The organism is Pseudomonas sp. HLS-6 (assembly GCF_002753995.1).
Taxonomy (GTDB): domain Bacteria; phylum Pseudomonadota; class Gammaproteobacteria; order Pseudomonadales; family Pseudomonadaceae; genus Aquipseudomonas; species Aquipseudomonas defluvii.
In genome coordinates this window covers 4,184,270-4,199,148 of the sequence record NZ_CP024478.1, presented here as the reverse complement: position 1 = coordinate 4,199,148, position 14,879 = coordinate 4,184,270, and the positions used below count along the sequence as shown (strand labels likewise).

General features: G+C 59.1%; 13 protein-coding genes. 9 read left to right on the top strand and 4 right to left on the bottom strand.

The features are described from left to right. Positions 1–212 precede the first annotated feature (212 nt). Complete coding sequence (locus CS390_RS19690) at positions 213–1,688, top strand: helicase HerA-like domain-containing protein (protein ID WP_099775679.1); 1,476 nt, start codon at positions 213–215, stop codon at positions 1,686–1,688. Between the two features lie 66 nt (positions 1,689–1,754). On the opposite strand, the gene CS390_RS19685 is transcribed toward CS390_RS19690, so the two are convergent. Next, complete coding sequence (locus tag CS390_RS19685; protein WP_099775678.1) at positions 1,755–3,227, bottom strand: inorganic phosphate transporter; 1,473 nt, start codon at positions 3,225–3,227, stop codon at positions 1,755–1,757. 340 nt (positions 3,228–3,567) lie between these two features. Continuing rightward, positions 3,568–3,768, bottom strand: a complete 201-nt coding sequence (locus CS390_RS19680; protein WP_065758709.1) for a hypothetical protein — start codon at positions 3,766–3,768, stop codon at positions 3,568–3,570. Positions 3,769–4,329: 561 nt separating this feature from the next. Between CS390_RS19680 and pcaR the strand changes: the two genes are divergently transcribed. From pcaR to pcaC, 8 genes are all read left to right on the top strand, one after another. Continuing rightward, positions 4,330–5,205, top strand: coding sequence for a pca regulon transcriptional regulator PcaR (gene pcaR, locus CS390_RS19675; RefSeq protein WP_065758708.1), 876 nt, complete (start codon positions 4,330–4,332; stop codon positions 5,203–5,205). 282 nt (positions 5,206–5,487) lie between these two features. Further along, the gene (locus CS390_RS19670; protein ID WP_099775677.1) at positions 5,488–6,834 is read left to right on the top strand and encodes an MFS transporter; all 1,347 of its coding nucleotides are present in this window, start codon (positions 5,488–5,490) and stop codon (positions 6,832–6,834) included. A gap of 224 nt (positions 6,835–7,058) precedes the next feature. Beyond that, positions 7,059–7,916 carry a CoA transferase subunit A gene (locus CS390_RS19665; protein ID WP_065758706.1) on the top strand — a complete coding sequence of 286 codons (858 nt, stop codon included), beginning with the start codon at positions 7,059–7,061 and terminating at the stop codon, positions 7,914–7,916. Beyond that, entirely contained in the window at positions 7,913–8,695 is a 783-nt protein-coding gene (locus tag CS390_RS19660) for a CoA-transferase subunit beta (protein WP_176717404.1), read from the top strand. Before CS390_RS19665 ends, CS390_RS19660 begins: the two co-directional genes overlap by 4 nt. After that, positions 8,695–9,897: a 3-oxoadipyl-CoA thiolase gene (pcaF, locus tag CS390_RS19655; protein ID WP_065758704.1), complete on the top strand. Its 1,203-nt coding sequence runs from the start codon at positions 8,695–8,697 to the stop codon at positions 9,895–9,897. The genes CS390_RS19660 and pcaF overlap by 1 nt, the downstream gene beginning before the upstream one ends. A 252-nt stretch (positions 9,898–10,149) precedes the next feature. Further along, complete coding sequence (locus CS390_RS19650) at positions 10,150–11,514, top strand: 3-carboxy-cis,cis-muconate cycloisomerase (protein ID WP_099775676.1); 1,365 nt, start codon at positions 10,150–10,152, stop codon at positions 11,512–11,514. 11 nt (positions 11,515–11,525) lie between these two features. After that, a complete protein-coding gene (pcaD, locus tag CS390_RS19645) occupies positions 11,526–12,317 on the top strand; it encodes a 3-oxoadipate enol-lactonase (RefSeq protein WP_099775675.1) in 792 nt (263 codons plus the stop codon). Positions 12,318–12,327: 10 nt separating this feature from the next. Beyond that, the gene (gene pcaC, locus CS390_RS19640; protein WP_065758701.1) at positions 12,328–12,720 is read left to right on the top strand and encodes a 4-carboxymuconolactone decarboxylase; all 393 of its coding nucleotides are present in this window, start codon (positions 12,328–12,330) and stop codon (positions 12,718–12,720) included. An 84-nt stretch (positions 12,721–12,804) separates the two neighbouring features. Here pcaC and CS390_RS19635 read toward each other — a convergent pair whose 3' ends face one another. Together CS390_RS19635 and CS390_RS19630 are read right to left on the bottom strand one after the other, a co-directional pair. Then, positions 12,805–13,311: a DUF962 domain-containing protein gene (locus tag CS390_RS19635; RefSeq protein ID WP_099775674.1), complete on the bottom strand. Its 507-nt coding sequence runs from the start codon at positions 13,309–13,311 to the stop codon at positions 12,805–12,807. Between the two features lie 227 nt (positions 13,312–13,538). Continuing rightward, entirely contained in the window at positions 13,539–14,792 is a 1,254-nt protein-coding gene (locus CS390_RS19630) for an OprD family porin (protein WP_065758699.1), read from the bottom strand. Between the last annotated feature and the right edge of the window lie 87 nt (positions 14,793–14,879).

Sequence of the window (14,879 nt, the reverse complement as noted above, 5' to 3'; positions counted from 1 at the left end):
CCATTAGGATCTTATGGCTGAAACGGAGGCTTTTGTTCATAACGTATATGTCCGCTAAGGTCTTCTAATCCGGGTCTGTCGCACAAAGAACAGCTTCAAAGCAGTGCAGGGGCCGATGTCCTTGTCGGGTCTTTTTCTGGCTTTTGGTGCGGTGCATCACACCTAGCTATCGACCGCTTTCATGCAAAGCTTGAATAGAGGAAGAAAAAATAATGACTGACTCCGCACACGTCGTACTGGGCGCAGATGTTGATGGTCAGCCCGTCGTTCAGGCGCTGCGTCTGACCAACCGTCACGGGCTGGTGGCGGGTGCCACGGGTACCGGAAAGACCGTGACGTTACAGCACTTGGCCGAGGCTTTTAGCGACGCGGGTGTGGCGGTGTTTGCCGCCGATGTCAAAGGTGACTTGTGCGGCCTCGGCGCAGAGGGCGATCCGCAGGGGAAAGTCGCCGAGCGCATCGCCTCGATGCCGTGGCTTGAGCATCGCCCGCAGGCCTACCCGGTTACCTTGTGGGATGTTCACGGCCAGTCGGGCCACCCCTTGCGCACGACGCTCAGCGAGATGGGGCCGCTACTGTTGGGTAACTTGCTGGAGCTGACAGACAGCCAGCAAGCCGCGCTGTATGCCGCGTTCAAGGTGGCGGATCGAGAAGGGTTACTGCTTCTTGACCTCAAGGACCTCAAGGCACTGCTTGCGCACTTGAAGGACAATCCGCAGGTATTGGGCGACGATGCGGCATTGATGACCAGCGGCTCCAGCCAGGCGCTCTTGCGTCGTCTGGCCAGTCTTGAGCAGCAGGGCGCCGAGGCGCTGTTTGGTGAGCCTGCGCTGCAACTGGAAGACCTTTTTCAGCCGGCTGCCGATGGGCGCGGGCGTATCCACCTGCTGGATGCCAGTCGTCTGGTGCATGAGGCGCCAAAGGTGTATGCAACCTTCCTGCTCTGGCTCCTGGCCGAACTGTTTGAGCAGTTACCTGAGCGTGGCGACGCAGACAAACCCCTGTTGGCGTTGTTCTTTGATGAGGCGCACCTGTTGTTCAGCGGAACGCCAAAGGCATTGCAAGAACGCTTGGAGCAGGTGGTTCGGTTGATCCGCTCCAAAGGCGTTGGGGTCTACTTTGTTACCCAGTCGCCGGGAGATCTGCCTGACGATGTTCTGGCTCAGTTGGGGTTGCGTATCCAGCATGGCTTGCGTGCATTTACCACCAAAGAGCAGAAATCGCTCAAGGCCGTAGCGGATGGCTTTCGGCCTAATCCGGCGTTTGACACGCTTTCAGTGCTCACGGAGCTTGAGATCGGGGAAGCATTGGTGGGAACCCTGCAGGAGAAGGGAACGCCCGGGATGGTTCAGCGTGTGCGGATTGCGCCACCGCAGTCACGTATCGGGCCATTGAGTGACGCACAGCGAGCACATCTGATTGCAACTTCGCCGCTGGCTGGTCGTTACGATAAGCCGATAGACCGCGAATCGGCTTATGAAATGTTGTCGGCACGTAAAGGTACTGCGCCGGTGCCGGAGCAGGTGTCTGCAGCCAGTGAGGACAGTTTTGCCGATAAAGCCGGTGAGTTTTTACAGAGTGCTGCAGGGCAGGCGATCAAGTCGGCAGTGCGCCAGGCGGCCGGTCAGTTGGGGCGGCAGTTGGTAAGGGGGCTGATGGGGTCGTTGCTGGGGAGTAAGCGCCGCTAGTGCTGGGGAGCTTTCAAGCATAAGAAAGGCGCCGTGAGGCGCCTTTCTTTACTGTGCGGCTACGGGTCAGGCGATGGCTTTGGATGCCAGCCAGAACAGCCCGGCTGCCAGCGACATCGATGCTGGCAAGGTCAATACCCAGGCCAGAAGGATGGTGCGGACAGTGCCGCCTTGCAGGCCGCTCTTGTTCGCGACCATGGTGCCGGCAACGCCAGAGGACAGTACATGGGTGGTCGACACGGGCAGGCTGAACACGTTGGCCATGCCGATGGCGCAGGCTGCGGTGATCTGTGCCGACATGCCCTGGGCGTAGGTCATGCCTTGCTTGCCGATTTTTTCGCCAATGGTCAGTACAACCCGTTTCCAGCCAACCATGGTCCCGACACCCAGTGCCAGGGCGACAGCCAGGATTACCCAGAACGGCGCGTACTCGGTGGTGGCGGTGAGGTCTTTACGCAGCTTCTCCAGGTCGGCTTTTTCACGCGCTTGCAGGTTCGGCAGCTTGCCGACCTTCTTCGCGGTGTCGTCCAGGCAAAGCAGGTAGCGTCGCACTTCGACGCGCTTTTCAGGCGACAGCGAGTGGTAGTCGGAGACGCCCGCGAGCGATTGTGTCAGGGCATTGATGGTCGGTTCGGTCTGCTGCGGGTTGCAACTGAACTGCTCCGGCAGGTCGCCATTCTTTGCCTTGCCCAGTGCGAGGAACTCGCCAAGGGTAGCGTTGTTGCGCTGATAGAACTGGCTCAGGTGCAGGGTTGCGTCACGGGTGCGTTCGATCTGGTAGGTGGTGCTGTTCAGGTCGAGGACGAACTGCGCCGGGACGATGCCGATCAGTACCAGCATGATCAGGCCGATACCTTTTTGGCCGTCGTTGGAGCCATGTACAAAGCTGACGCCCATGGCTGAAATGACCAGTACCAGGCGGTTCCAGAACGGAGGGTGTTTCTTGTCGTCGACCTGACGGCGTGTTTCCGGGGTCTTGTGCATCTTCGACAGCGGGCGCCACCATTTCAGGGCAAGCAGCACCAGTGCAGCGACCAGGAAACCGGCCATTGGCGACAATACCAGCGACATGGCGATATCGATTGCTTTCTGCCAGTTGACGCCATCACCCAGCGGAATGTCGTTGAGCATCGCGTTGGCCAGGCCCACGCCCAGGATCGAGCCGATCAGGGTATGGGAGCTGGATGCCGGAATCCCGAAATACCAGGTGCCCAGGTTCCAGGTGATCGCCGCCGCCAGCAGCGAAAAGACCATGGCCAGGCCGTGGCCGGTGTTCACATTGATCAGCAGTTCTACCGGCAGCAGGTGGACGATGGCGTAGGCCACCCCGACGCCGCCGAGCAGAACACCGAGAAAGTTGAACACGCCGGAAAAGAACACGGCCAGGTGCGGTGGCATGGCTTTGGTATAGATGACTGTGGCAACCGCGTTGGCGGTGTCATGAAAGCCATTGATGAACTCGAATGCGAGCACGAAGGTCAAGGCAAGCAGCAGGCTTACCAGGACCCAGGCATCAAGTCCGCTGAATAATTCGATCATGAAGGTTTTCTGACCCGGTCATAAGGGGGCGCGATTATGCCAGAAATCATCGGTAATCGATGCACTAGCTGCTGGTCGGTAAGTACCTGTCCAGCGATGGATCGCGACGGTGAAAAAAGAGGGTTTGCGGGTTCAGGCGGATAAATTTCGGTGAAATTGCGGTTAAATTCCGCGAAATCAAGGATTTTAAACGAGCTCAAAAAAATCATACGTTTGTATGAAATTTGTGAGATTACGTAACCGTTAACTGATCCAGCGCAAGACTCCTCCAGCTATGGCGCTGCACGCATACCCGATAAGAGCCCTCAGGGCAAGGCGGGTAGGCGGTTTGAAAACGATGCTAAGGCTCCTCGGCCTTGAGCTCCTTTTCCATTTTCTGCAGTTCCTGGGCAAATGCCTGGTCAAGAACGCTGGCGCGTTTGCGCCACGGTTTGCGTTCCGGGTCGGGCTGGGCCGCGTAGGTGGTTACTTCACCACCGTAAACTTCCTTGTAACGTTGTTCCTGGCGCTCAAGTTCCGCGCGCAGTTCATCTTTCGTCACAGTTGTTACCTGATAGTTGAAATGACACTCTGGTGTTAAGGCGGATGCTGTCCCGCAGGCAGGCTTCATACGCGACAATTGTGTATGAAACACCGTGGGCAGTCCGGGGTATTTCCGGGTAAACGGATGACCACGGGTATTTTGAAGCTTTCAAGGCGCTGTCGTCGAGCCGTTGAGCACATTTGCATGAGGCTCGAGTGACGGCGTGCACTACCGTGTCATCAAAACGTAAGTTGGATTATAGCAAGTGAGTTGAATAACTCTATCGTTCGGTACTGCCTCGGCTGCAACAACAAAGTTCTGTTGCGCATTCATGAACGTAAATGATGATCGTCCATACATGCGCTGAACGGGTTGTTGAGTCGCTGCAAAAAATAAAAAACGGCCTCGCTTCGAGAGCAAGGCCGTGCCTGGGACTTCTACGGTGGGTACCTGACCAGTCTCTCCAAGAAGCCACATGGTGGCTGGAGAAAGGTATAAGCAATTGTGGGGTGCGGTCAATTGCGATTATCGGTCGATGGTTCGATAATCGCACTCGTGAGCGTTTTGCCGAGGTAAGCCATGAACGACGAACTACAGCCTAAAGGGCCAGGACTCAACGACCAGCTGCGAAGCTCCTTTGCTTCGTTGGCACCCCCGATCGTGGCTTCGCCGGCCAAGCGCATCCAGGCATTCACTGGCGACCCGGACTTTATGACTTCGTTGGCCAGGGGGCTGGCGGTCGTGCAGGCTTTTCAGGAGCGCAAGCGCCATCTGACCATTGCCCAGATCAGTCACCGTACCGAGATCCCCCGTGCTGCGGTGCGCCGCTGCCTGCATACCTTGATCAAACTGGGGTATGCGACCACGGACGGCCGTACCTATTCGCTGCTTCCCAAAGTGCTGACCCTGGGGCATGCCTACCTGTCGTCCACGCCGTTGGCGGTGTCGGCCCAGCCCTATCTGGACCGTATGAGTGACCAGTTGCATGAAGCCTGCAACATGGCCACGCTGGAAGGCGACGATATCCTGTACATCGCGCGTTCGGCCACGGTACAGCGGCTGATTTCAGTGGACCTGTCGGTGGGCGGGCGGCTACCGGCTTATTGCACCTCGATGGGCAGGATCCTGCTGGCGGCACTTGACGATGCCACCTTGCATGAGTACCTGGAACACGCGGATTTACAGGCCAAGACCAGTCGAACCATTCGTGATCCAGAGGCGCTGCTTGAATGCTTGCAGCAGGTTCGCCAGCAAGGCTGGTGTATTGTCGATCAGGAGTTGGAGCAGGGCCTGCGCTCGATCGCTGTACCGGTCTACGATTCGTCGGGCCAGGTGCTGGCAGCCTTGAATGTCAGTACACATGCCGGGCGTGTCAGTCGCAGCGAACTGGAACAGCGGTTCCTGCCCATCATGTTGGCGGCCAGTCGTGATCTGAGTGCGCAACTGTTCGCTTGAGTGGGCTGTTCAATGTTGTTCGATAAACGCACAGAGTTGCGTTTGTCGAATTGCGCGGTATCGGGTGCCTGATTAATGTCCCTCGCATCGAGTAGCCCGACTGCTCGAACATAATAATTAGCGAGAGGCCAAGCCCCATGAATACTATCCTTCCTGTTCCCGCACGCCTGTCCGACCGCGTCCTGCGCGGAAGCTGAGCCCCCGAAAAGACTGCGTCCTCCAACCGTCTGTGCGTTTTACGCGCGCATGCGTACTTTCACGCATTTTTTCTGGATAACAATAATGAACAGTCCTCAAGCTTCAGTTGGAAACTGCCTTGATGTGCAGTCCTTCATCAATGCACAACCCCTCTCACGCTACCAATGGCGTGTGGTTGTTCTGTGTTTCTTGATCGTTTTCCTGGATGGTTTGGATACCGCCGCCATGGGCTTTATCGCGCCCGCGTTATCCCAGGATTGGGGTATCGACCGTGCCAGCCTGGGGCCGGTCATGAGTGCCGCGTTGATCGGCATGGTTTTCGGTGCCTTGGGTTCTGGCCCGCTGGCTGATCGTTTTGGGCGCAAGGTAGTGCTGGTGGGGGCAGTGATTCTGTTTGGTGCCTTCAGCCTTGCTTCGGCTTACAGCAGCAATGTCGATCAGTTGCTGGTGCTGCGCTTCCTGACTGGCCTGGGGCTTGGTGCCGGTATGCCTAATGCCACAACGCTGCTGTCTGAGTACACCCCTGAGCGGCACAAGTCGCTGCTGGTCACCAGCATGTTCTGTGGTTTCAACCTGGGCATGGCCGGTGGTGGTTTTATTTCTGCCAAGCTGATTCCCGTGTTTGGCTGGCATAGCCTGCTGCTGATTGGGGGTGTTCTGCCCTTGCTGTTGGCGTTGGTGCTGCTGGCCTGGTTACCGGAGTCAGCGCGTTACCTGGTAGTTCGCAACCGTGGTAACGACAAAGTACGCAAGACCCTTTCCCCCATTGACCCGGTTACGGTCGCCCAGGCCGCAAGCTTCAGTGTTCCTGAGCAGAAAACGGTCAAGGCGCGCAATGTGTTCGCGGTGATTTTCTCCGGAACCTACAGCATTGGCACCCTGCTGTTGTGGCTCACTTACTTCATGGGCCTGGTGATCGTGTACCTGCTGACCAGTTGGTTGCCGACCCTGATGCGCGAAAGTGGCGCCAGCATGGAGCAGGCAGCGTTCATTGGTGCGCTGTTCCAGTTTGGTGGTGTGCTGAGCGCCGTCGCGGTGGGTTGGGCGATGGACCGTTTCAACCCGCACAAGGTCATCGGCGTGTTCTACCTGCTGGCAGGCGTCTTTGCCTACGCAGTAGGGCAGAGCCTTGGCGATATCACCCTGTTGGCGACGCTGGTATTGATTGCGGGCATGTGCGTCAACGGTGCGCAATCGGCCATGCCGTCGTTGGCAGCGCGTTTCTACCCAACCCAGGGGCGTGCCACAGGCGTGTCGTGGATGCTGGGTATCGGTCGGTTCGGCGCGATCCTCGGTGCCTGGATGGGTGCAACGCTGCTAGGGCTTGGCTGGAACTTCGAGCAGGTACTGACCGCATTGGTGATCCCTGCTGGCCTGGCCACGGTGGCGGTGATCATGAAGGGCCTGGTTAGCCACGCTGACGCGACCTGATAGCGCATTGCGGCCGATCCTCGACAGGGTCGGCCGCTGATTGACCCCCTCCATTTCTGGCCCTGCAGGCGTTGCCTGCAGGAGAGCGCGCAGGCAGTGATCGGAGTAGGAACAATCGGTTCGATTATCGAACGCTTAGTCGATTATCGGATTGAACCGCGTTCTGGACGGCCTTAATCTGAGGTCAATCCTCCCTCGACTTCAGCGACTACCAGGAGTCTGTAATGGCTGAAATCCTCTCGCTCCACGACGCCGTGAAGCAGTTCGTCAACGATGGCGACAGCGTCGCTCTCGAAGGCTTCACACATTTGATCCCGACCGCGGCCGGTCATGAAATCATTCGTCAGGGCAAGAAGAATCTGAGCCTGGTTCGTATGACGCCTGACTTGATCTACGATCAATTGATCGGTGCCGGTTGTGCCAAGAAACTGATCTTCTCCTGGGGCGGTAACCCAGGTGTAGGTTCCTTGCACCGCCTGCGCGATGCAGTGGAAAAACAATGGCCGCACGCCATGGAAATCGAAGAGCACAGCCACGCCGACCTGGCCAACGCCTATGTTGCAGGTGCTTCCGGTCTGCCATTTGCAGTGTTGCGTGCTTACGCCGGCTCTGACCTGCCGAAGGTCAACCCGCTGATCAAGAGTGTCACCTGCCCGTTCACCGGTGAAGTGCTGGCTGCGGTGCCGTCGGTACGCCCCGATGTCACGGTGATTCACGCGCAGAAAGCCGACCGCAAGGGCAACGTGCTGCTGTGGGGCATCCTCGGTGTACAGAAAGAGGCCGCCCTGGCTGCCAAGCGCTGCATCGTCACCGTCGAAGAGATCGTCGACGACCTGAATGCGCCGATGAACGCTTGCGTTCTGCCGACCTGGGCTCTGTCTGCTGTCTGCCTGGTTCCTGGGGGCGCGCACCCGTCCTATGCCCATGGCTACTACGAGCGTGACAACCGTTTCTACCAGGCCTGGGACCCTATCGCCCGCAGCCGTGAGACCTTCACCGCCTGGATCGATGAATACATCCGCGGCACTGCTGATTTCAACGCGTTCAAGGCAAAACTGGCCAGCGCTTCGGAGGCTGAATAATGAGCTACTCCACCAATGAAATGATGACCGTCGCCGCAGCCCGTCGTCTGCGCAATGGTGCCGTATGCTTCGTTGGCATTGGCCTGCCATCCAAGGCCGCCAACCTGGCGCGGCTGACCTCGTCCCCGGACGTGGTACTGATTTATGAGTCGGGCCCGATTGGTGCCAAGCCGACTGTCCTGCCGCTGTCCATCGGTGACGGTGAACTCGCTGAGACCGCTGATACCGTTGTGCCGACCGGCGAAATTTTCCGCTACTGGCTGCAGGGCGGGCGTATTGACGTGGGCTTCCTCGGTGCTGCCCAGGTCGACCGCTTCGGCAACATCAACACCACGGTGGTGGGTGATTACCATCAACCCAAGGTTCGCCTGCCAGGTGCAGGTGGCGCACCAGAAATTGCCGGCTCCGCCAAACAAGTGCTGATCATCCTCAAGCAGTCGTCGCGTGCGTTCGTCGACAAGCTGGACTTCATCACCTCAGTCGGTCATGGCGAAGGCGGTGACTCGCGCAAACGCCTGGGGCTGCCAGGTGAAGGGCCGGTAGGCATCATCACCGACCTGTGCATCATGGAACCGGAAGCGGGTACCAACGAGTTTGTGGTGACCTCGATCCACCCGGGTGTTACCCGTGAACAGATTATCGCCGCGACTGGCTGGCCGATCCGTTTTGCCGAAAACGTAGCGCAGACTGCCGAGCCTAGCGAAGTTGAACTGACTGCCCTGCGTGATCTGGAAGCGCGTACGGCGGCCGCTCATGGCCAAGCCCCAGGAGAAGCCTAATGCGTGACGTCTTTATTTGCGATGCAATTCGTACCCCCATCGGTCGTTTCGGTGGCGGTTTGGCCAGTGTGCGTGCCGATGACCTGGCAGCCGTGCCGCTCAAGGCGCTGATCGAACGCAACCCGTCGGTACAGTGGGACCAGATCGATGAAGTGTTCCTGGGCTGCGCCAACCAGGCCGGCGAAGACAACCGCAACGTTGCCCGTATGGCACTGTTGCTGGCTGGCCTGCCGGACAGTGTGCCGGGTGTAACCCTTAACCGCCTCTGTGCCTCGGGCATGGATGCGGTCGGTACAGCCTTCCGCGCCATTGCCAGCGGCGAGATGGAACTGGCAATTGCCGGTGGCGTCGAGTCGATGTCGCGTGCCCCGTTCGTCATGGGCAAGGCCGATAGCGCCTACTCGCGCAACATGAAGCTGGAAGACACCACCATTGGCTGGCGCTTCATCAACCCGTTGATGAAAGCCCAGTACGGTGTCGATGCCATGCCGCAGACTGCCGACAACGTAGCAGATGACTATCAGGTGTCGCGTGCCGATCAGGACGCCTTTGCCCTGCGCAGTCAGCAGCGTACCGCCCAGGCCCAGGCCGCCGGCTTCTTCGCCGAGGAAATCGTGCCGGTGCGTATTGCGCACAAGAAGGGCGAGACGGTTGTCGAGCAGGACGAACACCCACGTGCCGATACCACGCTGGAAGCACTGACCAGGCTCAAGCCGGTCAATGGTCCGGACAAGACGGTTACCGCAGGCAACGCTTCGGGCGTCAACGATGGTGCCGCAGCGATGATCCTGGCATCAGCCGAAGCAGTGAAAAAACACGGCCTGACGCCGCGTGCGCGCGTGCTGGGCATGGCCAGTGCCGGTGTTGCACCACGTGTCATGGGTATTGGTCCGGTGCCTGCTGTGCGCAAGCTGGTCGAGCGTCTTGGCCTGGCCGTGACCGACTTCGACGTCATCGAGCTCAACGAGGCCTTCGCCAGCCAAGGCTTGGCTGTACTGCGTGAGTTGGGGCTAGCGGACGATGCACCGCAGGTCAACCCCAACGGCGGCGCCATCGCCTTGGGGCATCCATTGGGCATGAGTGGCGCGCGCTTGATTCTGACCGCGCTGCACCAACTTGAAAAAACCGGTGGCCGTAAAGGCCTGGCAACCATGTGTGTTGGGGTTGGCCAAGGCTTGGCGCTGGCGATCGAGCGCGTGTAAACCAATGACCTCATCGCCCGGCCTCCACGCAAGGTCTGGGTGATGGGGTGATTGTTATGTGGAGCTAGGGTGTTGCCAAGCCTGTCTAGACTTTCATAACCCTCCAAGAGTAAGTAGCCATGACTTCTGTTCGCTACATTGTGCAGTTGCTCACTACTCAGCCCGCGTCTGCCGAATCAGGCGGCCTGTTTGCATAACGATCATTGATCTACTGGCGTACCCTTGGCGGTGCGTTTTGTTGAAGGACCTGCCATGACTCAACGACCGGGCAACCAATTGTTCGATGCCTATTTCACAGCACCTGCCATGCGTGAGGTATTTTCCGACCGTGGTCGAGTGCAGGGCATGCTTGATTTTGAAGCCGCGCTGGCCCGTGCCGAAGCCGCTGTCGGGGTTATCCCGCAGGAGGCGGTAGCGCCCATAGAAGCGGCCTGCCAGGCCGCTCATTACGATTTCGGTGCGTTGGCTGAAGCCATCGCCGTGGCCGGTAACTCGGCAATTCCATTGGTAAAGGCATTGGGCAAGGTGATCGCCAGTGACGTGCCGCAAGCCGAGCGTTTCGTTCACCTCGGCGCTACCAGCCAGGACGCGATGGACACCGGCCTGGTGCTGCAACTGCGTGATGCGCTGGGCCTGATCGAAGCAGACCTCGCACAGCTGTGCGAGGCGCTAGCACGCCAAGCCCTGGCCCATGCCGATACGCCACTGGCCGGACGCACCTGGCTGCAACATGCCACCCCGGTGACGCTGGGAATGAAAATCGCCGGCACCTTGGGTGCCCTGACGCGGCACCGTCAACGCTTGCAGGAACTCAAGCCTCGAGTCTTCTGCCTGCAGTTCGGTGGGGCTTCTGGCACCTTGGCTGCCTTGGGGGAACAGGGTTTACGGGTTGCCGACGCTCTGGCTGAGCAGTTGCACCTGAGCCTGCCCGAGCAGCCCTGGCACACTCAACGGGATCGCCTGGTGGAGTTTGCTTCCGTGCTTGCGTTGATCGCCGGCACCTTGGGCAAGTTGGGCCGGGATGTCAGCCTGTTGATGCAAACCGAAGCGGCCGAAGTGTTTGAGCCTTCTGCTCCGGGCAAGGGCGGCTCCTCGACCATGCCGCACAAGCGCAATCCGGTGGGAGCCGCAGTTTTGATCGGTGCCGCGACGCGCGTGCCAGGCTTGTTATCGACCTTGTTCAGCGCGATGCCTCAGGAGCATGAGCGCAGCCTGGGCCTGTGGCATGCCGAATGGGAAACACTGCCGGAGATCTGCTGCCTGGTGTCCGGTGCCTTGCGTCAGGCGCAGATTCTGGCCGATGGCCTGGAGGTCGATGCCGCACGGATGCGTCGCAATCTGGAGCTTACCCAAGGCCTGGTCTTGGCTGAGGCGGTGAGTATCGTGCTGGCGCAACGCTTGGGGCGTGACCATGCCCACCACCTGCTGGAGAGCTGCTGCAAGCGTGCAGTGGCTGAACAACGCCACCTGCGCGCGGTGCTCGGCGACGATCCGCAGGTGAGCGCCGAACTGTCGGCAGACGAGCTCGATCGTCTGCTGGACCCTGCACACTACCTCGGCCAGGCGCGTGCCTGGGTTGAGCGTGCAGTGGCTGAACATACCCGACTGAGTGCCTGAAGGAGACTTTTGTGGCTAGCGTACAACTTGCCGATGGCGTACTGAACTATCAACTCGATGGCCCGGAAGGGGCGCCGGTACTGGTGTTGTCCAACTCGCTGGGCACCAACCTGCACATGTGGGACACCCAACTGCCAGCGCTTACCGCGCACTTTCGCGTATTGCGTTACGACACCCGTGGTCATGGCCAGTCGTTGGTGAGCGAGGGCCCCTACAGCATTGAACAACTGGGGAGGGACGTGTTGGCCTTGCTCGATGCCCTGCAGATCGAGCGTGCACATTTCTGTGGCCTGTCCATGGGCGGCCTGATCGGCCAATGGCTGGGTATAAATGCCGGCCATCGTCTGAACCGATTGATCGTGTGCAACACGGCGGCCAAGATTGCTACGCCAGAGGTTTGGAACCCACGGATCGAAACCGTGCTGCGTGATGGTCAGGCCGCCATGGTTGGCCTGCGTGACGCGTCCATTGAGCGTTGGTTCACCCCGGCCTACGCGGCGTCCCACCCTGATCAGGCCAAACGCATCACCGACATGCTCGCGGCCACCTCGCCGCAGGGCTACGCGGCCAACTGCGCTGCGGTGCGCGATGCCGATTTCCGCGACCAATTGGGCGAGATCAAGGTCCCTATGCTGGTGATTTCCGGCAGCGCCGACGCGGTGACTCCACCGTCTGGTGGCCTGTTTATCCGGGACAAGGTGAAGGGTGCCGAATACGCTGAGTTCCATGCTGCGCACCTGTCCAACGTTGAAGTGGGCGAACCGTTCAGTCGTTGCGTCATTGACTTTCTGTTGGCCCGTTGAGGAGTTAGGTGTGGACGAGAAACAGCGTTACGAAGAAGGTATGAAGGTCCGTCGTGCCGTGCTGGGCGACGCACACGTCGATCGCAGCCTGAACAACCTGACGGCCTTCAATAGCGAGTTCCAGGAAATGATCACCCGTCATGCCTGGGGCGATATCTGGACCCGTCCGGGTTTGCCGCGGCATACCCGTAGCCTGATCACCATTGCGATGTTGATCGGCATGAACCGTAATGACGAGCTGAAGCTGCATTTGCGGGCGGCGGCCAATAATGGCGTCACCCGCGACGAAATCAAGGAAGTGCTGATGCAGAGCGCTATCTATTGCGGGATTCCAGCGGCCAATGCCACCTTCCACCTGGCAGAGTCAGTGTGGGATGAGCTGGGGGTTGAGTCGCGCGAGTGACCTCGACGACCTGAAAAAACGGCGCCTGCACATAGACGTTCCCGCGTCTGTTGCAGGCGCTGGCCTTTACAGCACCATGTCCTTCTAACGCCTGGTCACCGGCCCGGCGCTGCCTTCCACAGCCGCTTTCAGGTCGGGCCGCAGCCCAAGCATGAAAGCCGCTTCTGCGACGATGAACAGCGGTCCGATGATCAGCCCGCTGATGTCATCGACAAACGCCGGTTTGCGCCTTTCGTAATAATGTCCGACGAACTGGATGGCCCAGCCCGCCACGAACAGCCCCAATCCTGCGCTAAACCAGACGGCAGTGCTTTGTGCTGCCAGCCGCTCGCCAGCCCATAGGCACAGACCGAGCAGTGCGCCCATCACCAGGCCAAAGTGTGTGTCCAGTCGCAGGTAAAACCAGGCCGAAGCAGAGGCCACGAGCAGTGCAGGTGACAGCCACATCCCCATCAGCGACAGGCCCGGGCGCGACAGCAGTACCGTCACTGCAACAACAATCAGCGGGATACCAATGAAATGCGTGGCGATGTTGCGTGGATCACGGTGATACGCAGCGTATTGACTGAGGTATGTGGCGAGGTTTTTCATTGTTGTTCCTCCCGTCGAGCGTCAAATGAATAACCGTCATACCTGGCGTATGCAGCCGATTCAAGGCCACAGATGTGAGCGGTTGCGCATTTCTGTGCAGGATAGCGTGCTACAGGGGGAGGGGGAGCGGCGTGCGGGGATTTAACGGGATCAAGGTTCTCGCCCCGGTTCGCCTCAAACAGCTGGCGAACCGGGGCGGAATCTCGACAGGCTAGACGTTGCGGTGCTTACAGAATACCGATCGGGTAGCTGACGATCAGGCGGTTCTCGTCGAAGGAGTTGGTGTTGAAGTCCCGGCGCATGGTCGAGTTGCGCCATTTGAACGAGAGGTCTTTGAAGGCGCCGGATTGGATGACATAGGCCAGCTCCGATTCTCGTGCCCATTCCTTGCCATTGTCGACACTGCTGGTTTGCACGTTGTCGCCGCTGATGTAGCGGTTCATCAAGGTCAACCCGGGTACACCGAGGCTGGCGAAGTTGAAATCATGGCGCAATTGCCAGGAGCGTTCCTTGGCGTTGTCGAAGCTGGAGTTGTAGCTGTCGTTGGCCAGGGTGCCGCCGCTGGTGCCGTTGACCCGCATCCAGGCGCTGTCGCCACTGACGTCCTGCAGACCGACATAGAAGGTGTTGCTGCCGTAGCGTGCCGACAACAGGGCTGACGCGGTCTTGTTATCCAGCTTGCCGGCCCGTTCAGCGCCGTCTTCCTTGCCGATGAAGTAACCAAGGTTGGCACCCAGGGTCCAGTTGCCCAGTGGCTGGCTGTGAACAAGGTTGATGTACTGCTGGTTGTAGATGTCCTTGAGTTCGGCATTCCACAGGCCGATCAATGTTCGCTTTTCGTTGAAGCTGTATTCGCCGCCGGCAAAGTTGAAGCGGTCGGAAGTGAAGGCTGGCTTGCCGTTCATGTACATGTCTTCCATGCTGGCGTCATTGCGTGGGCTGTTGCCACGGAACTGGCCACCATAGAGCGTAAGGCCGGTAATCTCCTGAGAGGTGATCTGGCCACCGCGGAAGGTTTGCGGCAACGAGCGGCCATCGTCCGAACGTAGAATCGGCAGCACCGGCATCCATTCGCCGACTTTCAGCTCGGTCTTGGACACCTTCGCTTTCAATGCCACGCCCAGGCGACCGAAGTTGTCGGCTGGGCGGCCGTCATCATGAACCGGTAGCAATTGAGTGCCTGCGGTGCCTTTACCGCCGTCCAGTTTGACCGAGTACAAGCCCAGTACATCGACGCCGAAGCCGACGGTCCCCTGGGTGAAGCCGGACTTGGCATCAAGGATGAAACTTTGGGTCCATTCCTCAGCTTTGCCTTGTTTGTTTGCCGGGTCGACGAAGTTGCGATTGATGTAGAAGTTGCGCAGGTTGAGCGTGGCTTTGGCATCTTCGACAAAACCGCCTTCGCTGGCCAGTGCAGGCAGCGCGCAGGTGGTCATCAACAAGCCGGAAAACACGTGTCGTGCGGGTTGGAAGGTATTCATTGTGGTGTCTCTTGTTTTTATTGGGCCGAGGCCTTCAACCGTAACGTTCAGCCGTCACGGATCGAGGTGCTGAGCTGAATGATCAGT

Bases quoted from the DNA above. Each gene is read 5' to 3' on its own strand.
- pcaF (WP_065758704.1), top strand. From the start codon at position 8,695: ATGCGTGACGTCTTTATTTGCGATGCAATTCGTACCCCCATCGGTCGT.
- CS390_RS19665 (WP_065758706.1), top strand. From the start codon at position 7,059: ATGGCTGAAATCCTCTCGCTCCACGACGCCGTGAAGCAGTTCGTCAAC.
- CS390_RS19690 (WP_099775679.1), top strand. From the start codon at position 213: ATGACTGACTCCGCACACGTCGTACTGGGCGCAGATGTTGATGGTCAG.
- CS390_RS19670 (WP_099775677.1), top strand. From the start codon at position 5,488: ATGAACAGTCCTCAAGCTTCAGTTGGAAACTGCCTTGATGTGCAGTCC.
- CS390_RS19630 (WP_065758699.1), bottom strand. From the start codon at position 14,792: ATGAATACCTTCCAACCCGCACGACACGTGTTTTCCGGCTTGTTGATG.
- CS390_RS19635 (WP_099775674.1), bottom strand. From the start codon at position 13,311: ATGAAAAACCTCGCCACATACCTCAGTCAATACGCTGCGTATCACCGT.
- pcaR (WP_065758708.1), top strand. From the start codon at position 4,330: ATGAACGACGAACTACAGCCTAAAGGGCCAGGACTCAACGACCAGCTG.
- CS390_RS19650 (WP_099775676.1), top strand. From the start codon at position 10,150: ATGACTCAACGACCGGGCAACCAATTGTTCGATGCCTATTTCACAGCA.
- CS390_RS19685 (WP_099775678.1), bottom strand. From the start codon at position 3,227: ATGATCGAATTATTCAGCGGACTTGATGCCTGGGTCCTGGTAAGCCTG.